The sequence below is a fragment of the Streptomyces sp. DSM 41931 genome (assembly GCF_050271085.1).
Taxonomy (GTDB): domain Bacteria; phylum Actinomycetota; class Actinomycetes; order Streptomycetales; family Streptomycetaceae; genus Streptomyces; species Streptomyces albogriseolus.
Genome location: NZ_CP189902.1, coordinates 5,869,329 through 5,891,059, shown reverse-complemented (window position 1 = coordinate 5,891,059; position 21,731 = coordinate 5,869,329). Strand labels below are relative to the sequence as shown.

At 72.2% G+C, this 21,731-nt stretch carries 24 protein-coding genes; 13 read left to right on the top strand and 11 right to left on the bottom strand.

Annotation, left to right across the window (positions count from 1 at the left end):
• Positions 1–22: 22 nt before the first annotated feature.
• The 6 genes from ACP7TJ_RS27010 to ACP7TJ_RS26985 all read left to right on the top strand — a co-directional run bounded on the left by ACP7TJ_RS27010 (position 23) and on the right by ACP7TJ_RS26985 (position 4,092).
• Complete coding sequence (locus ACP7TJ_RS27010; RefSeq protein ID WP_403159511.1) at positions 23–850, top strand: helix-turn-helix domain-containing protein; 828 nt, start codon at positions 23–25, stop codon at positions 848–850.
• Complete coding sequence (locus ACP7TJ_RS27005; RefSeq protein ID WP_193457989.1) at positions 847–1,044, top strand: DUF397 domain-containing protein; 198 nt, start codon at positions 847–849, stop codon at positions 1,042–1,044. Before ACP7TJ_RS27010 ends, ACP7TJ_RS27005 begins: the two co-directional genes overlap by 4 nt.
• On the top strand, positions 1,041–1,682 hold the full coding sequence (locus ACP7TJ_RS27000) for a hypothetical protein (protein ID WP_427765985.1): 642 nt from the start codon (positions 1,041–1,043) through the stop codon (positions 1,680–1,682). Before ACP7TJ_RS27005 ends, ACP7TJ_RS27000 begins: the two co-directional genes overlap by 4 nt.
• Before the next feature lie 58 nt (positions 1,683–1,740).
• Positions 1,741–2,163 carry an acyl-CoA thioesterase gene (locus ACP7TJ_RS26995; protein WP_403159510.1) on the top strand — a complete coding sequence of 141 codons (423 nt, stop codon included), beginning with the start codon at positions 1,741–1,743 and terminating at the stop codon, positions 2,161–2,163.
• Between the two features lie 288 nt (positions 2,164–2,451).
• On the top strand, positions 2,452–3,336 hold the full coding sequence (locus ACP7TJ_RS26990) for a lysozyme (protein ID WP_093766099.1): 885 nt from the start codon (positions 2,452–2,454) through the stop codon (positions 3,334–3,336).
• A gap of 99 nt (positions 3,337–3,435) precedes the next feature.
• Complete coding sequence (locus ACP7TJ_RS26985; RefSeq protein ID WP_387790293.1) at positions 3,436–4,092, top strand: peptidoglycan recognition protein family protein; 657 nt, start codon at positions 3,436–3,438, stop codon at positions 4,090–4,092.
• A gap of 16 nt (positions 4,093–4,108) precedes the next feature.
• On the opposite strand, the gene ACP7TJ_RS26980 is transcribed toward ACP7TJ_RS26985, so the two are convergent.
• The 7 genes from ACP7TJ_RS26980 to ACP7TJ_RS26950 form a co-directional block, all read right to left on the bottom strand.
• Positions 4,109–5,500, bottom strand: coding sequence for a nucleobase:cation symporter-2 family protein (locus tag ACP7TJ_RS26980; protein WP_093766101.1), 1,392 nt, complete (start codon positions 5,498–5,500; stop codon positions 4,109–4,111).
• A 254-nt stretch (positions 5,501–5,754) separates the two neighbouring features.
• Positions 5,755–7,134 carry an 8-oxoguanine deaminase gene (locus tag ACP7TJ_RS26975; RefSeq protein ID WP_427765980.1) on the bottom strand — a complete coding sequence of 460 codons (1,380 nt, stop codon included), beginning with the start codon at positions 7,132–7,134 and terminating at the stop codon, positions 5,755–5,757.
• A 118-nt stretch (positions 7,135–7,252) separates the two neighbouring features.
• Positions 7,253–8,158: a factor-independent urate hydroxylase gene (pucL, locus tag ACP7TJ_RS26970; protein ID WP_167742255.1), complete on the bottom strand. Its 906-nt coding sequence runs from the start codon at positions 8,156–8,158 to the stop codon at positions 7,253–7,255.
• A 5-nt stretch (positions 8,159–8,163) separates the two neighbouring features.
• Positions 8,164–8,556, bottom strand: a complete 393-nt coding sequence (gene uraH / locus ACP7TJ_RS26965; protein WP_093766104.1) for a hydroxyisourate hydrolase — start codon at positions 8,554–8,556, stop codon at positions 8,164–8,166.
• Positions 8,557–8,562: 6 nt separating this feature from the next.
• A complete protein-coding gene (gene uraD / locus ACP7TJ_RS26960) occupies positions 8,563–9,072 on the bottom strand; it encodes a 2-oxo-4-hydroxy-4-carboxy-5-ureidoimidazoline decarboxylase (RefSeq protein ID WP_427765975.1) in 510 nt (169 codons plus the stop codon).
• 155 nt (positions 9,073–9,227) lie between these two features.
• Positions 9,228–9,539, bottom strand: coding sequence for a helix-turn-helix domain-containing protein (locus tag ACP7TJ_RS26955; protein WP_093766520.1), 312 nt, complete (start codon positions 9,537–9,539; stop codon positions 9,228–9,230).
• Between the two features lie 53 nt (positions 9,540–9,592).
• The gene (locus tag ACP7TJ_RS26950) at positions 9,593–9,844 is read right to left on the bottom strand and encodes a thiamine-binding protein (protein ID WP_427765971.1); all 252 of its coding nucleotides are present in this window, start codon (positions 9,842–9,844) and stop codon (positions 9,593–9,595) included.
• Positions 9,845–9,965: 121 nt separating this feature from the next.
• On the opposite strand from ACP7TJ_RS26950, the gene ACP7TJ_RS26945 reads away from it, so the two are divergent.
• The 4 genes from ACP7TJ_RS26945 (at position 9,966) to ACP7TJ_RS26930 (ending at position 13,210) form a co-directional block, all read left to right on the top strand.
• Positions 9,966–10,811: a TIM barrel protein gene (locus ACP7TJ_RS26945; RefSeq protein ID WP_427765968.1), complete on the top strand. Its 846-nt coding sequence runs from the start codon at positions 9,966–9,968 to the stop codon at positions 10,809–10,811.
• 46 nt (positions 10,812–10,857) lie between these two features.
• The gene (locus tag ACP7TJ_RS26940; protein WP_167742261.1) at positions 10,858–11,748 is read left to right on the top strand and encodes a 2-hydroxy-3-oxopropionate reductase; all 891 of its coding nucleotides are present in this window, start codon (positions 10,858–10,860) and stop codon (positions 11,746–11,748) included.
• 327 nt (positions 11,749–12,075) lie between these two features.
• A complete protein-coding gene (locus ACP7TJ_RS26935) occupies positions 12,076–12,312 on the top strand; it encodes a hypothetical protein (protein WP_093766109.1) in 237 nt (78 codons plus the stop codon).
• A gap of 166 nt (positions 12,313–12,478) precedes the next feature.
• Positions 12,479–13,210 carry a TIGR04222 domain-containing membrane protein gene (locus ACP7TJ_RS26930; RefSeq protein ID WP_427765966.1) on the top strand — a complete coding sequence of 244 codons (732 nt, stop codon included), beginning with the start codon at positions 12,479–12,481 and terminating at the stop codon, positions 13,208–13,210.
• Positions 13,211–13,286: 76 nt separating this feature from the next.
• Here ACP7TJ_RS26930 and ACP7TJ_RS26925 read toward each other — a convergent pair whose 3' ends face one another.
• Positions 13,287–14,048: a ZIP family metal transporter gene (locus ACP7TJ_RS26925; protein WP_427765963.1), complete on the bottom strand. Its 762-nt coding sequence runs from the start codon at positions 14,046–14,048 to the stop codon at positions 13,287–13,289.
• A 134-nt stretch (positions 14,049–14,182) separates the two neighbouring features.
• A complete protein-coding gene (gcl, locus tag ACP7TJ_RS26920; protein ID WP_427765960.1) occupies positions 14,183–15,967 on the bottom strand; it encodes a glyoxylate carboligase in 1,785 nt (594 codons plus the stop codon).
• Positions 15,968–16,182: 215 nt separating this feature from the next.
• Here gcl and ACP7TJ_RS26915 point away from each other — a divergent pair, with 215 nt between their 5' ends.
• Complete coding sequence (locus ACP7TJ_RS26915; protein ID WP_427765957.1) at positions 16,183–16,857, top strand: hypothetical protein; 675 nt, start codon at positions 16,183–16,185, stop codon at positions 16,855–16,857.
• Between the two features lie 43 nt (positions 16,858–16,900).
• Positions 16,901–17,437: a GNAT family N-acetyltransferase gene (locus tag ACP7TJ_RS26910; protein ID WP_367462387.1), complete on the top strand. Its 537-nt coding sequence runs from the start codon at positions 16,901–16,903 to the stop codon at positions 17,435–17,437.
• Here ACP7TJ_RS26910 and ACP7TJ_RS26905 read toward each other — a convergent pair.
• Entirely contained in the window at positions 17,424–19,016 is a 1,593-nt protein-coding gene (locus ACP7TJ_RS26905) for an AMP-binding protein (RefSeq protein ID WP_427765953.1), read from the bottom strand. The two genes, ACP7TJ_RS26910 and ACP7TJ_RS26905, sit on opposite strands and share 14 nt — an antisense overlap.
• Positions 19,013–20,686: an AMP-binding protein gene (locus tag ACP7TJ_RS26900; protein ID WP_401540231.1), complete on the bottom strand. Its 1,674-nt coding sequence runs from the start codon at positions 20,684–20,686 to the stop codon at positions 19,013–19,015. The genes ACP7TJ_RS26905 and ACP7TJ_RS26900 overlap by 4 nt, the downstream gene beginning before the upstream one ends.
• Before the next feature lie 124 nt (positions 20,687–20,810).
• Here ACP7TJ_RS26900 and ACP7TJ_RS26895 point away from each other — a divergent pair, with 124 nt between their 5' ends.
• Positions 20,811–21,674 (top strand): response regulator transcription factor, encoded by an 864-nt coding sequence (locus ACP7TJ_RS26895; protein WP_318295908.1) that lies wholly within the window; start codon positions 20,811–20,813, stop codon positions 21,672–21,674.
• The last annotated feature ends 57 nt before the right edge of the window (positions 21,675–21,731 follow it).

Genomic DNA, 21,731 nt, shown 5'->3' with positions numbered 1-21,731 from the left:
GAGCACCCGGAGGTGTGGGGACATGAGCGTGGAGCCTTACGGGGCGGACGAGGAGTCGGCGGCCGTGCTGCGGACCGTCGGCCGCGTCATCAAGATGTGCCGCGAGCGGGCGGGGCTGACACAGGCCGCCCTCGGCGCGCAAATCGGGTACAGCGAGGAGCAGGTCTCCTCCGTCGAGCGGGGGCGGCGGGCGCCGATGGAGGAGTTCCTCGACGCCGCCGACCGGGTCCTGGAGGCCCACGGCCTCATCAGCGCCCTCAGGGGCGACGTGGAGAAGGCCCGCTTCCCGAAGAAGGTGCGGGACCTGGCCAAGCTGGAGGCGCAGGCGGTCGAACTGTGCGCCTACGCCAACCATGTCGTGCATGGCCTGTTGCAGACACCTGAGTACGCAAGGGCGCTGTACAGGATGCGGCGGCCGCCCTATACCGACGAACAGGTCGACGAACTCGTCGAGGCTCGCCTGGTGCGCCAGCGCGTCTTCGCCGAGCAGCCCGCACCGATGTTCAACTTCGTCCAGGAAGAGGTCACGCTGCGCAGGCCGCTCGGGGGCAAAATGGTCATGCGCAAGCAGCTCGAACATCTGTTGGAGGTTGGTCGACGGCGGAACGTGGAGATTCAGGTGCTGCCCACAGATCGAGAGGACCACGCGGGCCTGGCAGGGGCGCTCCAGCTGCTGCGACTCAAGGAGGGGCTCACCGTGGGGCACGTCGAGGTTCAACTGCTCAACCGGCTGATCTCCGACCCGAAGGAGATCCAGATCCTGGAGATCCGCTATGGCATCATCCGGGCGCAGGCCCTCACACCCCGTGAGTCGCTGGCCTTCATCGAGAAAGTGCTGGGAGAGACATGACCGCGAAGTCCCGCACGGAACTGACCTGGTTCAAGAGCAGCTACAGCACGAACGACGGCCCCGAGTGCGTGGAGGTCGCCCTCGCACCTGCCGCCGTCCACGTACGCGACTCGAAGCGGATACCGGGCCCCCACCTCACCTTCACCCCCACCCAGTGGACCGCCTTCCTCCCCTACGCGTCCGGACGCCGATGACCCGACCGCTCACCGCCGCCCAGCGCCGGCTGATCGAGGCCGCCGATCCCGGGACCGGGCGTCTCAAGGGGACCGAGGCCCTGCTCACCGCGCTGGTGAAGCGTGGCCTCGCCTTCCGGCATCCGCGGCCCCCGCACGACCACTTCCTCACCCCCGCCGGGCACCGGGCGCGCGAGGCCCGGAACGAGCCACCTCGACAGGCCGAGGTGGAGGCGCCCGCCTCCAGCACCGGCGTCTTCGCCGCCCGCGCGGGCGGGGAGCCCGTACCCCCCGCCGCCGAAGGGCCCGCCCGCACGCGGGAGGTCGGAAGCGCATGGCAGGGCATGCTCGAACTGCGCCGCATGACCAACCCCGACGCGTCGACGGAGCGGCCTTGCGCGTGGGAGCGCACGCACCTCGTGCAGGCCGCCGCGCTCGCGCTGGAGGCGGCCGGGCACCGGCCGGCGGGGGCGGACGGCGAGGACGGCTACCGGGTGCGGGACACCCCGCAGCCGGACGCCGTCGCCGTGTACGCGCCGGACGCCGCCGTGCTGCGGGCCTGCGCGGAGACGCTGGAGGGGGCGGGCTGGCAGGCCGGGGAGTACACGGAGCCGAGGACGCGGAGGCGTTACGTCCTGGCCTCTCCGCGCCGTGTCTGAGGGGCGTGCCAGGATCGGTGGATCGGGCGACGAACCGAACCGGCGTGAAGGGGACGCAGTGAGCAAGCCGTATTCCGTCCGCGTGATCGTGCGCGGATACGAGACCGACGTGCAGGGCCATCTGAACCAGGCCGTGTATCTGAACTACGCGGAGCACGCGCGCTGGTCGCTGCTCCAGGAGGCCGGGATCACCCAGTCGCGTCTTCAGGCCCACGGGGTGGGGCCGGTGGCCCTGGAGACCACCATCCGCTACCGGCGGGAGCTGCTCGCCGGTGACGAGGTGGACGTGAGCTGCGTCTTCGTCTGGGGCGGGGGCAAGACCTTCACCATCGAGCAGACCGTCACGAAGACGGACGGCACGGTCGCGGCGGAGGTCAGCGCCGTGGGCGGTCTGCTGGACCTGGAGAAGCGCAAGCTGGTGCCGAACCCGCAGGAGGTGTTCCGCGAGCTGACGAAGGACACCGCTCTCTTCGGGCTGTAAGGCTCTGTCGCGTCGTCAGAGGACGGCCCTCCGACCGGGTTCCGGGACACCGGAGCCCGGTTTCCTGCTTTCATCCGATGAAACTTTCCTCCGTTCGGCTCCCAAGTTTCCTGGCCATCCACTCCTACAGTGGACCAGACCACCAGAGGAGCAAGGAGACTCTTTACACGCTGTGAATCTACGTGCGTAACTAATGACGCGCGCACGTCAAACAAGCACGGAACTGCCCAGGTGGCAGCGGCCGACGTCACCTCCTTCTCATCCCCACATGTGTCAGGAGGCAAGTCCATGCACGTACTCCCCCTCGTCTCCCGCCTCGGGAGACGCACGGCCACCGCGCTCGGCGTCCTCGGCGCCGCCCTCGCGCTCACGGCCACGTCCGCCGCCGGCGCGGGCGCCGCACCGCAGCCCGACCCGCAGCCCCTCACCATCAAGCCCGGCCAGGCCTACATGGGCGTCGGCGCCCGCATCCACGAGGGCGTCCCCGCCGCCGAGGAGCCGTCGCGCGGGCTGCTCGCGCCCACCGACGGCGTGCAGGGCATCGACGTCTCGCACTGGCAGGGCAGCATCAACTGGACCTCCGTGCGCAACGCGGGCATCCAGTTCGCCTGGATCAAGGCGACCGAGGGCACCACCTACAAGGACGACCGCTTCAACACCAACTACGTCGCCGCGTACAACGCGGGCGTGATCCGCGGCGCGTACCACTTCGCGCTCCCCAACGCCTCCAGCGGGGCGACGCAGGCGGCCTACTTCGCCGGCAACGGCGGCGCCTGGTCGCGCGACAATCTCACGCTGCCCGGCGTGCTGGACATCGAGCACAACCCGTACGGGGCGATGTGCTACGGCCTGTCCACCACCCAGATGCGCACGTGGATCAACGACTTCTACACCGCCTACAAGTCGCGCACGGGCCGGGACGTCGTCATCTACACGACGGCGAGCTGGTGGAACACCTGCACCGGCAGCTGGACCGGCATGTCGACCAAGAGCCCGCTGTGGGTGGCGCACTGGACCACCGCCTCGTCGCCGACCATCCCCGCCGGCTTCCCCACCTGGACGGTGTGGCAGTACACCTCGACCGGATCGGTCTCCGGCGTCTCGGGCAACGTGGACCGCAACAAGTTCAACGGGTCCCGCGACCGGCTCCTGGCCCTCGCCAACAACACGTGACGCACTGACAGGCCCGTACGCACGCGGCCACGCGGAGGGGCCGGACGTCCTCGGACGCCGGCCCCTCCCCGCTTTCCCCCACACCCCCTCTCCCGAGGAGTGATCGTGCATCCCAGCAACCGCTTCCGCCGCCGTCTCCTGCTCGCCGGCGCGGCCGGGCTCGCCGCCGGCGCCGTGCCGGGTGTCGCGCACGCGCGCGGCGCCGCCGTGCAGCCGGACATCGACGGCACGAAGGTGTGGGGCGCCCGGCCCCCGCAGGGGACCGTCAGCGTCCTGCAGTACCGGCCCAGCCGGATCGTGGTCCACCACACCGTGTCCGCCAACTCGACCGACTACTCCCGCGCCCAGGCGCACTCCCACGCCCACTGGGTGCAGGACCTGCACATGGACGACAACGGGTGGGTGGACACCGGCTACCACTTCCTGGTGAGCCGCGGCGGCTGGATCACCGAGGGCCGCACCGGCAGCCTCACGGCGCTCACCGGCGGACGGACCTTCGTGCTCGGCGCCCATACCTCCGGGCAGAACTCCCAGGCCCTCGGCATCGCCTGCGAGGGCGCGTACCACGCGGGCGCGCAGCCGCCGCAGGCGCAGTGGGAGGTCCTGGTGACGCTGTGCGCGTACGCCTGCGACCAGTACGGGATCGCGTCCACGCAGATCTACGGGCACAAGGACTACGGCACGACCCAGTGCCCGGGCGTCTACCACGACATGCTGCCGCAGCTGCGCGCGGAGGTGGCGGCGGCCCGGTCCTGACCGGGCCGCCGGACCGTCAGGAGGCCGCCGGCGCCTTTCCCGTGGGGGCGGCGAGGTCCTCGCCCGTCTCCATCGGGTGGGTGACGTCGGCGGCCTCGCGGCCGCCCCGGCCCAGGTGGTTGAAGACGAGGTTCAGCAGGACCGCGACCACGCAGCCGGTGGAGATGCCGGAGTCCAGGACGATACGGGCCGTCTCCGGGAAGGCGTGGTAGAACTCGGGCGCGCTGATCGGGATGACGCCGACCGCGAGCGACACGGCGACGACGAGGACGTTGTTGTCCTTGTCCAGGCCCGCCTTGGCGAGGGTCTGGATGCCGCTGGCGGCGACCGACCCGAAGAGCACCACCCCGGCGCCGCCGAGCACCGGGCGCGGCACGACGGCGATCAGCGAGGCGGCGACCGGACACAGGCCCATGAGGACGAGGAAGCCGCCGCCGGTGGCGACGACGAACCGGCTGCGGATCCGCGTCATGGCGACGAGCCCGATGTTCTGGGCGAACGCGCTGCACATGAAGCCGTTGAACAGCGGGGCGATCGCCGAGCCGAGGGTGTCGGCGCGCAGCCCGGCCGCGATGGTCCTCTCGTCCGCCGGACGTTCGACGATCTCGCCGAGGGCCAGCATGTCGGCGGTCGACTCGGTCATCGACACGACCATCACCACGCACAGCGAGAGGATCGCGGCGAGCTGGAACTGCGGGGCGCCGAAGTGGAACGGCGTGGGGAAGCCGATCAGGTCCGCGTCGGCGACCGGGGAGAAGTCGGTGACGCCGAACGGGACGGCGATCAGGGTGCCGGCGACCATGCCGAGCAGCACGGCGATCTGTTTGACGAAGCCGCGGGTGAAGCGGCGCAGCAGCAGCACGACGAGCAGGGTGACCGCGGCGAGACCCAGGTTGACGGCCGAGCCGTAGTCGTCCGCGTCGGGGCTCGCTCCCTGCGCCCAGCCGAAGGCGACGGGCAGCAGGGAGACGCCTATCAGGGTGATGACGGTGCCGGTGACCACGGGCGGGAAGAAGCGGACCGCCTTGCTGAAGAAGGGCGCGGCGAGGAAGCCGAGCAGCCCGGCGACGATGACCGCGCCGAAGATGACCGGCAGGGCGTCCTTCTTGTCGTCGGTGGAGGCGACGATGGCGGTCATGGGGGCGACGCCGGCGAAGGTGACGCCGTTGACGAACGGCAGCCGGGCGCCGATCTTCCAGACGCCGACGGTCTGGAGGAACGTGGCGAGGCCCGCGGTGAACAGGCAGGCGCCGGTGAGGAAGGTGAGCTCGGCGGGGGTGAGACCGACGGCCGCGCCGACGATCAGGGGCGGGGCGACGACGCCCGCGTACATGGCGGCCACGTGCTGCAGGCCGGTCGTCGCCATCTTCGGCGCGGGCAGTTTCTCGTCTACGGGATGGTCGGCCACTGCGGTGTTCCTCCGGTCGGTTGCACGCCGGGGCCGGCGTGGTTGTCAGGGAGGTGCGGGCGGGCGTGGGGTACCTCCCGCTCGAGTGCGGCCGAGCGTGGGGAGGGAGGGTGACGTCCGGTGGTGGAGCGGGGGTGCGTGCCGTTCCCGGGGCGCGCCTGGGCGCGCCCCGGAGACGGCCTCCGCGGATCCCGTACGGGGTCCGCGGTCTCCGGGCCGGGAGCCGTCCCTCCCGGCCCGGAGACGTGCGGGGGTCAGACCTGGCCGGCGGTCCGGGCGAGGCGCCGCGCCTCGGCGCGGGTGGTGCGGGCGACGGCGTCCTCGTCGGCGGTGAGCAGCCGGCCGTTCTCGACGATCTGACGGCCGTTCACGAAGGACGCGGTGACCGGGGCGGCGGCGCCGAACACCAGGGCGGTGACCGGGTCGGCGATGGAGGCGTGGGCGAGGGTGTCCATCCGCCAGAGCACCAGGTCGGCGAGCTTGCCCGGCTCCAGGGAGCCGATCTCGTCCGCCCGGCCCAGCACGCGCGCGCCGCCGTGGGTGCCGAGGCGCAGTGCCTGGCGTGCCGTCAGGGCCTTCTCGCGGTGGGCGCCGAGGCGGTTGATCAGCAGGGCGTTGCGCAGTTCGGTGTGGAGCTCGCCGGACTCGTTGGAGGCGGTGCCGTCCACGCCGAGGCCGACGGGGACGCCGGCCGCGAGCATGTCGGGGACGCGGGCGATGCCGGCGGCGAGGCGGGCGTTGGAGGACGGGCAGTGGGCGACGCCGGTGCCGGTGCGGGCGAAGGCGGCGATGTCGGAGTCGTTCATGTGGACGCAGTGCGCCATCCACACGTCCTCGCCGAGCCAGCCGGTGGACGCGAAGTAGTCGGTCGGGCCCATGCCGAACAGTTCGTGGCAGAACTTCTCCTCCTCCACGGTCTCCGAGCCGTGGGTGTGCAGCCGTACGCCGAGGCGTCGGGCCAACTCGGCGCCCTGGCGCATGAGTTCGGTGGAGACGGAGAACGGGGAGCAGGGGGCGACGGCGATCTGGGTCATCGCGCCGGGCGAGGTGTCGTGGTGGCGGCGCACCGTCTCCTCGGTGGCGGCGAGCGTGTCGTCGAGGGTCTCCACCGCGAAGTCCGGGGGCAGTCCGCCGTCCGACTCGCCGCGGTCCATGGAGCCGCGGGCGAGGGTGAAGCGGACGCCCATGTCGCGGGCGGCGGTGATGATCGCGTCGGACAGGTCGCCGGAGCCCCGCGGGAAGACGTAGTGGTGGTCCATGGCGGTGGTGACGCCGCCGCGGGCCATCATGGCGAGGGACCCCTGGGCCGCCGCGTGCACCATCGCCTCGTCGATGCGCGCCCAGGTCGGGTAGAGCGCGACGAGCCAGTCGAAGAGGTTGTGGTCGGTGGCAAGACCCCGGGTGAGCCACTGGTAGAAGTGGTGGTGGGTGTTGACCAGGCCGGGGGTCGCGAGATGGCCGGTGGCGTCGATCCGGCGGATGACGTTCTCCAGGCCCTCGGGGGCCGGTCCGGGGCCGAGCGACTCGATGCGGTCGCCTGCGAGGACGAGGTGTCCGGTGGCGTACTCGGTGTCCGCCACGTCGACGGTGGCGATCGCGCAGTTCTCGATGACGGTGCGCCGGTCTGCTGCCATGGTGCGTCCTTGTCGCGTACGGGGAGGAGGGCACGGCAGGACCCTGGGGTTTGAGTGCCGTGGCCGGGCGGGTGCGGGGCCCGGGTACCCGGCCACGGGTGCCGATGTGGGGGTGCGGTCAGAGGTTGGTGAGGTCCACCGGGATCCGTGCCTCGCAGCCGTCGCGCAGGACCGTGGCCTCGATCAGGCCGTAGGGGCGGTCGGCGGCGAAGTACACCGCTCCGTCGGGGGTGTCGTTCTTCAGGCCGAACGGCTCCAGGTCGACCAGGAAGTGGTGGCTGTTGGGGAGGGAGAAGCGGATCTCGTCGACCTCGGCGCACTCCTCGATGACGCGGGAGCCCATCTGGTAGAGCGTCTGCTGGAGCGAGAGGGAGTAGGTCTCGGCGAAGGCCCGCAGCATGTGCTGCTTGACCTGGGCGTACGAGGTGTCCCAGTCGGGCGTCGGCTGCGCGTCGTCGGTCCAGTTGAACCGCCAGCGGGAGGAGACCGAGGTGGCGAGGATCCGGTCGTGGGCCTCCTTCAGCGTGGTGTAGCGGTCCTTGACGTAGCCCCAGAACTCCGAGTCGGTGGAGTTCATGACGGTGAGGTCCTTCAGACCGGAGACGACCTCCCAGCTCTCGCCGTCGTAGGTGACCTGGGTGAGCCGGGTCTCCTGGCCCGTGCGGACGAAGGAGTGTTTGGCCTCGCCGGACGTCTCGATGCGCTCCCAGGCGTACTCCTCGACGCGTATGCGCGCCCGGTGGATGGGCTCCTGCGAGGTGACGAAGTGGCGGGCGAGGTGGATGCCGAACTGCTCGGCGGACTCGATGCCGTGCTCCTTGGCGAAGGCGAACACCGTGTTCTTGGTGGTGTCGGTCGGCAGGACGTTCGCGTTGGAGCCGTTGTAGTGGACGTCGTCCATGTCGCCGGACAGGGCGACGGAGACGTTGAGGTCCTTGATGTGGTGGGTGGCGCCGTCCCGCGTGATCTTGACGACTCGGTTCTCGGCCTTGCCGTACTGGTTCTGTCCCAGGATCGTGGGCATGGGTGTCAGCTCCCTCGGTAAACGGAGTAGCCGAACGGGTTGAGCAGCAGCGGTACGTGGTAGTGCTCGCCGGCCGTGACGGCGAAGGTGATCGCCACCTCGGGGAAGAACACGGCACCGCTGTCCCGATGCGCGGGGGCGTCCTGCTGAGCCTCGGCCTTCTTCTTCAGGAAGTACGGCTCCACCTCGAAGTCGAGCCGTACCTGGGTGGTTCCCTCCGGCAGGGCCGGCAGGTCCTTGCACCGCCCGTCCGCGTCGGTCGCGGACCCGCCGAGCTCCTGCCAGGCGGCGTGCCGGCCGGGGCGGGCGGAGAGGCGTACGGCGACGCCCTCGGCGGGGCGGCCCGCGCTGGTGTCCAGGATGTGCGTGGACACGGAGGCGGTGGTGTCGGTGCTCATGCGACGTCAGTCCTCTTCGACGAGTCGGGTCAGCCGGATGCGGTTGATCTTCCCCAGTTCGGTGCGGACGATCTCGCGTTCCTTCTCCGGCGGGTTGCCGAGGCGCTCGCGCACGGCGTCGCGCATCTCCTCGGCGGTGCGGCCGGTGGCGCAGATCAGGAACACATGGCCGAACCTCTCCTGGTAGGCGAGGTTCAGTTCCAGCATCTCGGCCCGCAGCCCGTCGGGTGCCCCGGCCATGCCGCGCTGTTCCCGCGCCGAGGTGGGGTCCCCCGGCCTGGGGCGGCCGATCGGCGGGTGCCCGGCCATCGCCTCCGCCAGGTCGGCCTCGGTGAGCGCGTTCATGGCGGCGTCGCTCGCGGCGTACAGCGCGTCGGGGTCCGCGTACGGGCGGGCGGCGAGCAGCCGCCGCGCCCAGGCGGTGGAGGCGCAGACCTCGAGGAGCGCGGTGTGCGCCGCCTGCTCCTCCAGGACGTTGAACCGGGCCAGGCCCGGGGGCGTTGCTGTCGACGTCACGTGAGCCTCCGTGGCCGCGAACGGCCGTGTGCTGCGAACGGGCGTGCCGACAGTGAACGCCGTCACGCCCCAGGCGTCAACAGTTTGTTGAAAATTCCGTGTGACGTTCGGGTGCGGGGTCCGAACCGGGCTCGTGAGGGCGACCGCGCCTCGGCTCAGGCGCCCTTCTCACGGTTGAGGTAGTTGTACACGGTGAAGCGGCTGACGCCGAGCGCGCTCGCCACGGTCTCCACGCCGTGCCGTACGGCGAACGCCCCGCGCGCCTCCAGACTGCGCACGATCTCCTGCTTCGCCTTGCGGTCCAGCTCCGCGAGCGGCATGCCCCTGCGCCGCTCCAGCGCGGCCAGGATGTGGTCGAGGGAGTCCGCGAGCTGCGGCAGCCGTACGGCGACGGCGGCGGCGCCCTCCCAGGAGAGCACCACGTCGTCGGGGCCGGCCTCGTCCGGCGGGATCATCTCCCCGCCCATCGCGTCGACCAGCGGCTTCACGGCCGCGATGAAGGCGCCCTGGCCGGTCGCGCTCACCGGTCGCCCTCCTCGACCACCTTGATCTGGAGGGAGACGCGGGTGGCGCCGGCGGCCAGGGTGCGGCGCAGCAGGGTGCCCACGGCGGCCAGCACCGCGTCGGCGCCGCCCTCGGCGGTGTTGCCGAAGGGCCCGACGTCCACCTCGTCCAGGCCGGCCGTCTCGATGACCTCGCGCGCCACGACGGCGTGCCCGGGCGCCTCGTCGAGGTCGAAGGGCTCGGTCGTGAACTCCACTCGCAATCGCACGGGGCCAACCTACCGACCTCTTGACAGCCCTTCACCGGTACGGGCAGTCTTCCAACAAGCAGAAAGTTAATTCCGCCATACGGAAACTATACGGAAAACAAGGAGAAGGGAGCGCGGCCCGATGGGATTCACAGACCAGCGCTTCACCGTCAACCTGTCGATCCTCTTCACCGAGCTCCCGCTCCTGGAGCGCCCGGCCGCCGCCGCCGAGGCCGGTTTCGGCGCGGTCGAGCTGTGGTGGCCGTGGGTCGACTCCCCCGAGCCCGCGCAGTCCGAGCTCGACGCGCTGCGCACGGCGATCGAGGACGCGGGGGTGCGGCTCACCGGCCTGAACTTCTACGCCGGGCGGCTGCCAGGACCCGACCGGGGCGCGCTGTCCGTACCGGGCGAGGAGTCCGCCCGTTTCCGGGCGAACGTCGAGGTCGCGGCCGGTTTCGCCGAATCCCTCGGCTGCCGCGCGCTGAACGCGCTGTACGGCAACCGGGTCGACGGCGCGGACCCGGCCGAGCAGGACGCGCTCGCGCTGGAGAACCTCGTCCTCGCCGCGCGGGCCGCCCACCGGATCGGCGCGGTCCTGCTGATCGAAGCGCTCAACCAACCCGAGTCGCCGCACTACCCGCTGGTGTCGGCGCCGGCCGCCGTCGGCGTCGTCGACCGGGTGAACGCGGCCACCGGACTGGACAACGCGCGCTTCCTGATGGACCTGTACCACCTGGCCATGAACGGCGAGGACCTGCCGGCGGTCATCGACCGCCACGCCGGCCGGACCGGGCATGTGCAGATCGCCGACAGCCCGGGACGCGGCGCCCCCGGCACCGGGTCGCTCCCGCTGGAGGAGCTGCTGGACCGGCTGCGCAAGGCCGGTTACGACGGCCGGGTCGGCCTGGAGTACAAGCCGGGCGACCGCCCGAGCGCGGAGGCCTTCGACTGGCTGCCGCGGGAGGCCCGCCGAGGCGCTTCCCGCTGACGCACCCGATTTCGAAACGTACCGAGTCGTACCGAGAGGCACCCTCATGAGCACCCTTCCCAAGGTCGCCTGGATCGGTCTCGGCATCATGGGCTCCCCCATGTCCGAGAACCTGGTCAAGGCGGGCTACGACGTCACCGGCCACACCCTGGAGCGGGAGAAGCTGGACCGGCTGACCGCCGCGGGCGGCACCGCGGCCGCCTCCGTCGCCGAGGCCGTGCGGGACGCCGACGTGATCGTCACGATGGTCCCCGCCTCCCCGCAGGTCGAGGCCGTCGCGTACGGACCCGACGGCATCCTGGAGAACGCCCGGCGCGGCGCCCTGCTGATCGACATGTCCTCGATCACCCCGCAGACCTCCGTCGGCCTGGCCGCCGCCGCGAAGGAGAAGGGCATCCGGGTGCTCGACGCGCCCGTGTCCGGCGGCGAGGCCGGGGCGATCGAGGCGGTGCTGTCCATCATGGTCGGCGGCGACCAGGCCGACTTCGACGAGGCGAAGCCGCTGTTCGAGGCGCTGGGGAAGACGATCGTGCGGTGCGGTCCGCACGGCTCCGGGCAGACGGTGAAGGCCGCCAACCAGCTGATCGTGGCCGTGAACATCCAGGCCTGCGCCGAGGCCGTGGTCTTCCTGGAGAAGTCCGGCGTCGACCTGGCCGCAGCGCTGGACGTCCTGGGCGGCGGGCTGGCGGGCTCGACCGTGCTGGCCCGCAAGAAGGACAACTTCCTGAAGCGGGACTTCACGCCGGGCTTCCGGATCGACCTGCACCACAAGGACATGGGCATCGTCACCGACGCCGCCCGCACCGTGGGCGCCGCGCTGCCCGTCGGCGCCGTGGTCGCCCAGCTGGTGGCGAGCCTGCGCGCCCAGGGCGACGGCGGGCTCGACCATTCCGCGCTGCTGCGGGCCGTCGAGCGGCTGTCCGGCGCGCGGGTCTGATCCGTTCCCTTCCCTGAGACCCCGGGCGGCGCCGGCGCCGACATCAGTCCCGTCGCGCCCGAGGCGGCGGCGCCGCCCGGAACCCACGGCCCGCACCGCGGCGCCGTACGGCCCGGATGACCCGGATGAGGGGTGGCCGTACGGCACGGCGGCGGTGCGGGCGGGGCGAGGGCGCCGCGGCGGCGCGCGAGCCAGTGCGGTGGTCAACGCCGCGGCCCGTCTCCTACGACCTGAGGGGAGACGTCCCGCGGTTGTCGCCGCCGCCGCGGTCCCGAGCCCACCGTCCTCCCGGATGCGGATCCGCCCGGTCCGCAGCAGCCTGGGGGCATGGCACATCCGACGGAGCATCCGCACATCGTGGTCCACGCGCCCGCCCTGGACGGCTCCCGGCGGGTCACCTCCGACGACGAGACGCTGGGGGTCGCCACGCACACCGACGACGTGGGCGAGATCCTGCGCCTGGCCGACCTGTACGTCACCGACGTCGAGGACGCGGACTTCATCGAGTGGCAGGGCGGCGGCCCGGACGACTGGCCGGGACTGTCCGAACACCACGAGTCGTGACGGCCGGCGTACGGCAACGTCCGTAGGGCGGCTACGGCACCCTCAAATGAACCTCTGAACACCGCCTCCCCAGGCTTCGGCGGGCCCCGCGCGCGGAACCATCCCCGCACACGGGGCCCGCCGGCACGGGGGCGGCGGGCTCCGTGCTCCGAGGGGGTGTCCTGTCATGGCCGACACCGCGCGCGTCCGGGAGACGCCGCACGAGATCGCCCTGCTGGCCGGGGGGCCGCGCGCCGCCGTCATCGTGACCGTCATCGGCCTGCACCTGCGCGGCGCCGTCGAACCCGGCGCCTCGCACACGGTGGTGGCGGTCGACAACGAGGCGGGACGCGCGCTGCCGCCGCTGCCGGCGCCGGAGGACGTCCCCACGCCGGAGGACGACGTCCCGGCGGAGCTGAGGGTGCCGTACCTGGAGAGCGCGGTGCACCGAAGGCTGCACAAGCCCTGCCGCGTAGGGGAGTTGCTGCGCGACCCGGACGTCCGCTGGGCGGTGGACACGCTGAAGACCGGGCTGGCCGAGACGGGCATGGTGAGTCCGCCGGCGCTGGGGACGACGCGGGCGGCACGCCGTCGCCTGGAGGTGCTGCGCACCGCGTATCCCGTCCCGGCGAGCCGGGACGGCCTCTCCGACGAGGAAAAGCTGCTGGCCGTCGCCCTGCACGGCCAGGCGGCCCTCCGCGTCGTCGTCCCCCGCTTCGCCCTCCGCGCGGGCCTCACGGCACGGGTCCGCCTGCGCCACAAGCGCGCCCTGCGCCGCTTCTCCGGCGCCTCCGGCAGTTCCGGCGGCTCCGGCGGCGGCTACAGCGGCCGCCTCTACTGCGGCGGCGCGGACGGCTGCGGAGGCGGGGGCGGATGCGGCGGAGGTTGCGGCGGAGGCGGCGGAGGCGGCGGCTCATGAGACGCCGAGGCGGTGAGCGCCGAGGGCGGGCGCGAAACCGCGGCACCGAGGGCCGGATCCGGCTGCCAGGGGATCGTCATGTGTGGGAGAGGGCGAAGGAGACCAGGAAGCCGCAGACGGTGACCAGGCCGATGGCCAGGTGAGCGTCATGGAACGCCTCGGGAATCATGGTGTCCGCGATCATCGCGAGAATCGCTCCGGCCGCGACGGCGGTCACGGCGGCGATCACCGCCGGGGAGAAACCGCCGACCACGGTGTAGCCCAGCACCGCGGAGAGGGTGCTCGCCGCGGCGATGGCCCCCCACACCCCGAAGACGTACGCCTTGCCGCGGCCGGCCTTCTTCATCCCCGCCGAACTGGACAGTCCCTCGGGGACATTGCTGATGAACACCGCCGCCACGGTCACCAGGCTCACCCTTCCGCCGTCGAGCAGACTCACGCCGATGACCGCCGACTCCGGAACACCGTCCAGCAGCGCCCCGAAGGCCAGCGCGAGACCCGAACCGCTCTGCTGCTCCTCGGAGGGCTGCTGCTGGCCCTCGTGGTGACCGGAGCGCTTGCGGTGCCGGGCGCCGCGTCGGGCCAGCCACACATTGCCCGCGGTATAGGCCGCGGCGCCCGCCAGCGTGCCGATGGCCGCCGGGACCAGACCGCCCTGCTCGTAGGCCTCCCCGACCAGCTCGAAACTGACCGCCGACAGCAGCACCCCCGCCCCGAACGCCATCACCGTCGCGATCACCTTCTGCGGCACCCGCAGCCCGAACCCCGCCACCGCCCCGACGAGCAGTGCCGAACCTGCCACCAGCCCCCACGCGCCCGCCTGCACGACCTCTGCCATGGCATCGTGAGTACCCGGCACCCGCCCACATCATCGGCGGCACGCCGTGACACCTCTCGCAACGCGACGGGCGGGGCGCGGCCCGGGGCACGCACGTGTGGGGGTGCCGCCGGGCCCGCCCCCGGCTCGCGTGGTCAGACCCGCAGGGGCCTGACCGCCGTCGGTGCGTGGCCCGGCTCCGTGGCCACGGGTTCGAACTCGGTCACGTCGCTGATGTCGTTCGTCACCGACATCGCGATGTCGGTGACGCGTTCCAGGATCGCCTCCACGATCACCGGGACGCGGTGTTCCGCCGCGAGTTTCTTCGCCTGCTCGAAGGCCGGACCCAGTTCGCCGGGGTCGGTGACGCGGATCGCCCTGCAGCCCAGGCCCTCGGCGACCTTGACGTGGTCGACGCCGTAGACGCCCAGTTCGGGGGTGTTGATGTTCTCGAACTCCAGGTTGACCTGGAAGTCGATGGCGAAGGCGCGCTGTGCCTGGCGGATCAGGCCCAGGTAGGCGTTGTTGACGAGGACGTGGACGTACGGGATGCGGTGCTGTGCGCCGACGGCCAGTTCCTCGATCATGAACTGGAAGTCGTAGTCGCCGGACAGGGCGACGACCTGGGCCTCCGGGTCGGCCTTGGCCACGCCCAGCGCCGCGGGGACGGTCCAGCCGAGGGGGCCGGCCTGGCCGCAGTTGATCCAGTGGCGCGGCCGGTAGACGTGCAGCAGCTGCGCGCCGGCGATCTGGGAGAGGCCGATCGTGGTGACGTACCGCGTCTCGGGCCCGAACGCCTTGTTCATCTCCTCGTAGACCCGCTGCGGCTTGATGGGGACGTCGTCGAAGTGGGTGCGGCGCTGCATCGTGGCGCGCCGTTCCTGCGCGGAGGCGGCCCACGCGGAGCGGTCGGGCAGCCGGCCCGCCGCCCGCATCTCCTCGGCGACCTCGACGAGGAGTCCGAGCGCGGCGCGGGCGTCGGAGGCGATGCCGTAGTCGGGGGCGAAGATGCGGCCGATCTGGGTGGGTTCGACGTCGATGTGCACGAAGGTGCGGCCGGCGGTGTAGACGTCGAGGCGGCCGGTGTGGCGGTTGGCCCAGCGGTTGCCGATGCCGAGGACGAAGTCGGACTCCAGGAAGGTCGCGTTGCCGTAGCGGTGCGAGGTCTGCAACCCGACCATGCCGGCGTTGAGTTCGTGGTCGTCGGGGAGGACGCCCCAGCCCATCAGCGTCGGCACGACGGGCGTGCCGGTCAGCTCCGCGAACCGGACGAGCAGGTCCGCCGCGTCGGCGTTGACCACACCGCCGCCCGCGACGATCAGCGGGCGCTCGGCGGCGTTGAGCATGCCGAGGGCCTTCTCGATCTGCGCGCGGGTCGCGGCGGGTTTGTAGACGGGGAGCGGCTCGTAGGTGTCGGGGTCGAACTCGATCTCCGTGAGCTGCACGTCGATCGGCAGGTCGATCAGCACGGGGCCGGGACGGCCGGAGCGCATCAGGTGGAACGCCTGCTGGAAGACACCGGGCACCTGCGCCGCCTCCAGCACGGTCACCGCCATCTTGGTGACCGGCCGGGCGATGGACGCGATGTCGACGGCCTGGAAGTCCTCCTTGTGGATCACCGCGGTCGGCGCCTGACCGGTGACGCAGAGAATCGGGATCGAGTCGCCGGACGCCGAGTACAGGCCGGTGATCATGTCGGTGCCGGCCGGTCCCGACGTGCCGACGCACACGCCGATGTTGCCGGGACGGGTGCGGGTGTAGCCCTCGGCCATGTGGGAGGCGCCCTCGACATGGCGGGCGAGGGTGTGGCTGATGCCGCCGGACTCCTTGAGCGCCGCGTAGAACGGGTTGATCGCCGCGCCGGGGACACCGAACGCGACGTCGACGCCCTCACGCTTGAGGATCTCGACCGCCGCGCGGGCAGCCGTCATTCGAGCCATGGAGTACTCCTGCTTCGGACTTCTCGGATTCGCACGCCCGTCGCGCCCGCGGTGAGCCGCTTCCGTTTATTCCGTATAGCGGAAAATAACTTCTGCTATCTGGAATGAATGTAAGAGCGGCGGAAGGAGGCCGTCAAGAGTGGCGCAACCGCGGGACACCGGCCGGCGGGAGGAGGACGATGGACCCCCGCCTCGAGACCAACGGGAGTGGACCGATGTCCGAGAGCCTCCCGGTGCGCTGTCCCGCCTGTCGGCGCTCGCACCGCTTCACGGCCCCGGCGTACCCCTGCGCCTGCGGTGCGCCCGTCGCCGCGCCGCTGGACCCTGACCGGGTGCCGGCCGCCGTCGGGCACCGCTCCTGGCGCGAGGAATGGGTGACCGTGCGCTGCGGCGGCTGCGGCACGCGCGGCGAGTGGCCGCAGCCCGAACTGAGCTGCCCCTGCGGGACGGTGCTGCGTATCCCGGTGACGGGCGAGCGGGCCGGGGCGCCGGCCGCCGGAGAGCCGCGGCGGCCCGCCGTCCCCACCGTGCCGATCCGCACCGCGCGCGACGCGGTCACGGCCGCCGTGCTGTATCTGCGCCGCCTCGGCCACGACGACATCCGGCGCGCGGACCAGCGGCCGGCGTCCGGCATCGGACTGGCCGGCCGGGGCGTGCTGGCCCAGCTCGACCCGTCGGCGCGGCCCGCGACCCCGCGGGACGTGGAGTGCCTGTGGCTGACCGCCATGACGGAGTCCGCGACCTGCCTGTACTTCTCCCTCACCGGCTACACCGAGGAGGCCGTCGCCCGCGCGGACGCCCTGGACGTCCCCCTGTTCGTCCTCGAGCCCTCGGGCGCCGCCCGCCCCGAGAACGCCCCCGCCGTGGCGCTGGACGCGGACGCGTCCTGAAACTCCGGCGACGTGCGCGCCGGGTGCGTCCGATACTCGTCGGATGCGCATCCGCCCCGCCGCCCCCGGTGAACTGCCCGCCCTCCAGGACGTCGAACGGGCCGCCGGCACGCCGTTCCGCGACCTCGGCATGGAGGAGATCGCCGACGACGACCCGCCCGCCCTGGACGAGTTGGAGCGCTACCGGAAGGCCGGCCGCTGCTGGGTCGCGGCGGACGAGGGGGACGACGAGCCCCTGGCGTATCTGATCGCCGAACCGGTCGACGGCGCCCTGCACGTGGAGCAGGTGTCCGTCCACCCGGACGCGGCCCGCCGGGGCGTGGGCCGCGCCCTGCTCGCGCACGCCGCGGACCGGGCCCGCGAGGAGGGCCTGACCGCCCTCACCCTGACCACGTTCGCCGAGGTCCCGTGGAACGCCCCGTACTACGCCCGCCTCGGCTTCCGCGTGCTGGACGGGAGCGGCCTCACGCCGGGGCTGAAGCGCATCCGCGCCGAGGAGTCCGCGCACGGCCTCGACCACTGGCCCCGCGTCTGCATGCGCCTGGAACTGGTGGGCCGAGCGCCGGTCAGCCCGTCGTGAACCGCTCGCGGAGTTCGATCTTGCGGACCTTGCCCGAGACCGTCATCGGGAAGGTCTCCAGGAGTTCCAGGCGGCTCGGGATCTTGTAGTGGGCCAGGCGGCCGTCGCAGAAGCTCCTCAGCTCGTCCAGGGTGAGCGGGTCGGCCGGGTCGCGGGGGATGACGCAGGCCAGGACCTCCTCGCCGTAGCGCTCGTGCGGGACGCCGACGACCTGGACGTCCGCGACCTTCGGGTGGCCGTGGAGGAACTCCTCGATCTCGCGCGGGTAGACGTTCTCGCCGCCCCGGATGATCATGTCCTTGATGCGGCCGACGATCTCCACGTAGCCGTCGTCCCGCATCATCGCGAGGTCGCCGGTGTGCATCCAGCGGCCCCGGTCGATCGCCTCGGCGGTCTTCTCCGGTTCGTCCCAGTAGCCGAGCATCACGCTGTAGCCGCGGGTGCACAGCTCGCCCGAGGTGCCGCGTGGGACGGTGACGCCGGTGGCCGGGTCGACGACCTTCACCTCGATGTGCGGCAGGACGCGGCCGACGGTGCCGGTGCGGTGCTCCAGGTCGTCCTCCATGCGGGTCTGGAGGGACACCGGGGAGGTCTCCGTCATGCCGTAGCAGATGGAGACCTGCTCCATGTGCATCTCGGCGACCACCCTCTTCATCACCTCCACCGGGCAGGGCGAGCCCGCCATGATGCCGGTGCGCAGCGAGGTGAGGTCGTAGGAGGCGAAGTCGGGCAGGTTCAGCTCGGCGATGAACATCGTCGGCACGCCGTACAGCGAGGTGCAGCGCTCCTGCTGGACCGCGCGCAGGGTGGCGGCCGGGTCGAAGGACGGGGCGGGGATGACGATGCAGGCGCCGTGCGAGGTGGCCGCGAGGTTGCCCATCACCATGCCGAAGCAGTGGTAGAACGGCACCGGGACGCACACCCGGTCCTGCTCGCTGTAGGCGATCAACTCCCCCACGAAGTATCCGTTGTTGAGGATGTTGTGGTGGGAGAGGGTGGCGCCCTTGGGGAAGCCGGTGGTGCCCGAGGTGTACTGGATGTTGACGGGGTCGTCGCAGGACAGCTCGGGGCGGGCCGGGTTCGGCGTGGCGCGGGCGACCAGGGCGTCCCAGCTCGGGTCGCCGATGTACACGACCTCCCGCAGCCCGGGGCACCTCCCGCGCACCTCCTCCGCCATGGCCCGGTAGTCGCTCGTCTTGTGGCCGAGGGAGGCGATCAGCAGCCGGACGCCGGACTGCTTGAGGACGTACTCCACCTCGTGCGTGCGGTACGCCGGGTTGATGTTCACCATGATCGCGCCGATGCGCGCGGTGGCGTACTGCGTGAACACCCACTCGGGACAGTTGACCGCCCAGATGCCGACCCGGTCGCCTTCGGTGACACCGGAGTCGAGCAGCGCGGACGCCAACTTCTCCACCTGCTCGCCGAATTCGGCGTAGGTCCAGCGCCGTCCGGACGGCACGTCGACGAGGGCCTCGCGGTCGGGCCAGGCGGCGACGGTGCGGTCCAGGCTGGCGCCGATGGTGTCACCGAGCAGGGTCGTGGCGCTGGTGCCGTGGCTGTAGGAGAGCGTGGTCACCGGAAGTCCTCCTCGCGGTACTCGGCGGTCGAACCGGACGCCGTGGCCTCGCGCAGTTCGATGCGGCGGATCTTGCCGGAGACGGTCTTGGGCAGCTCGCCGAACTCCAGTCGGCGGATGCGCTTGTAGGGGGCGAGCACCTCGCGGGAGTGCTCGAAGATCACCTTCGCCGTGTCGGGGTCGGGCTCCCACCCGTCGGCGAGCACGACGTACGCCTTCGGCACGGCAAGGCGCAGCGCGTCCGGCGCGGGCACCACGGCCGCCTCGGCGACCGCCTCGTGCTCCAGCAGCGCGCTCTCCAGCTCGAACGGGCTGATCTTGTAGTCGGACGCCTTGAACACGTCGTCCGCGCGCCCGACGTAGGTGATGTAGCCGTCCTCGTCGCGGGAGCCGATGTCGCCGGTGCGGTAGTAGCCGCCGGCCATCGCCTCCGCCGTGCGGTCCGGGTCGCCGTGGTACCCCGTCATCAGGCCCACGGGCCGCTCCGACAGGTCGAGCGCGATCTCGCCCTCGGTCGCGCCGGGCGCGCCGGAGACCGGGTCGAGCAGCTCCACGCGGTAGCCGGGGCTGGGGCGGCCCATGGAGCCGGTCTTGAGGACCTGGCCGGGGCTGTTGGACACCTGCACGGCGGTCTCGGTCTGCCCGAAGCCGTCCCGGATGGTGACGCCCCAGGCGCGCCGCACCTGCTCGATGACCTCCGGGTTGAGGGGCTCCCCGGCGGCGACGACCTCGCGGGGCGGGGTGCGCAGCCGGCCCAGGTCGGACTGGATGAGCATGCGCCACACGGTCGGCGGGGCGCAGAAGGTGGTGACGCCCGCCCTGTCCATCTCGGTCATCAGGCGGGGGGCGTCGAAGCGGGTGTAGTTGTGCAGGAAGACGGTCGCCTCGGCGTTCCACGGGGCGAAGAGGTTGGACCAGGCGTGCTTGGCCCAGCCGGGCGAGGAGATGTTGAGGTGCACGTCGCCGGGGCGCAGGCCGATCCAGTACATGGTCGCCAGGTGCCCGATCGGGTACGAGGTGTGGGTGTGCTCCACCAGCTTGGGGCGGGCGGTGGTGCCCGAGGTGAAGTACAGCATCAGCGGGTCGTCGGCGAGGGTCGGCCCGTCGGCGGCGAAGGCGTCGGACGCGCCGTGGGCGTCGGCGTACGGCAGCCAGTCCCCGCCGGGCTCCTCCCCCACCGCGATACGGGTGTAGTCGCCGGGCACCTCGTCGAACTTCGCGGCGTCGGCGGAGCGCACGACCACATGGCGGACCCGGCCGCGGTCGACGCGGTCGCGCAGGTCGGCGGGGCCGAGCAGCGGCGTGGCGGGGATGACCACGGCGCGCAGCTTCATCGCGGCCAGGGCGGTCTCCCACAGCTCGGCCTGGTTGCCGAGCATCACCAGCACCCGGTCCTCGGCGGCCACGCCCCGCTCCCGCAGCCAGTTCGCGACCCGGTCGGAGCGGCGCGACAGCTCGGCGAAGGACAGCCGGGTCTCGCCGCCGTCCTCCTCGACCAGGTGCAGGGCCGTGCGGTCGTTTCCGTCGGCGATCACGTCGAACCAGTCCAGGGCCCAGTTGAAACGCCCGGGCCGGGGCCAGGCGAAGTCCCGGTAGGCGGTGGCGTAGTCCTCACGGTGTTCCAGCAGGAAGTCCCGGGCCCTGCGGAACTGCTCCGTCGCCGTCGTCATGCGTCCTCCTCGGTGCCGGACCTTGCCGGGCGGCTCACCGCCATCGTGTAATCCGTGATGCAGGTCTCACTACCCCCGAACGGGGGTGTGCGCCCGCACAGGGCCGCGGTGGAGGGGCGAACAGGTGACAGCAGACCCGACGAGGACGGGCGAGGCGGTGGAGATCCGGGGTGCGCTGGCCCGGCTGCGGCGCGCGACGGGACTGCCGGTCGCGTTCGGCGGGCTGGTGGAGCCGGGGCGCCGGCACGTGCGGATCAGCGAGCTGAGCGGCACCGCCACCCCGGCGCTCAGCTCGCTCGCGGTGACCCCGGGCAACGGCCTGGGCGGCAAGGCGGTCGCGCTCGCCCGGCCGTGCGCGGTGACGGACTACTCCGTCTCCCGGCAGATCAGCCACGAGTACGACGTCCCGGTCGCCGCCGAGGGCCTGCGCGCCGTGGTGGCCGTGCCGGTCGTCGTACGGCGGCGGGTGCGGGCGGTGCTGTACGGGGCGCTGCGCACCGCACGGCCGCTGGGCGACCGCACGCTCGGGGAGGCGGTGCAGGTCGCGCGGGACGTGGAGCAGGCGCTGCTGGTGCGGGAGGAGGCGGCGGAGCTGCTGGCGGCCGCCGGCCCGGCGCCGAGAACGGGCGCGGAGTCGTGGCGGGAGCCCGGAGCGGGCGCCGAGCGGGAGCGGGTGCGGGAGGCGCACGCGGCGCTGCGGGCGCTGGCCCCGCGGATCGCCGACCCGGCGCTGCGGGCGGAGCTGCTGGACGCGTGCGCCCTGCTCACCCCGCGGGAGACGCCGTCCGGAGCGGTGCGGCTCGCGCCCCGGGAGGTGGACGTGCTGGCCTGTGTCGCGGCGGGGGCGACGAACGGGGCGGCGGCCGGCCGGCTGGGGCTGACGGCCGAAACGGTCAAGGCGTATCTGCGGTCCGCGATGCGGAAGCTGGGGGCGCGGACCCGGGGCGAGGCGGTGGTCGCCGCCCGCAGGGCCGGGTGGTTGCCGTAGATTTGCGGTGTTCTCCCACGGACGGCAATAGCACGAGTACACCTTTGATTAACAGTT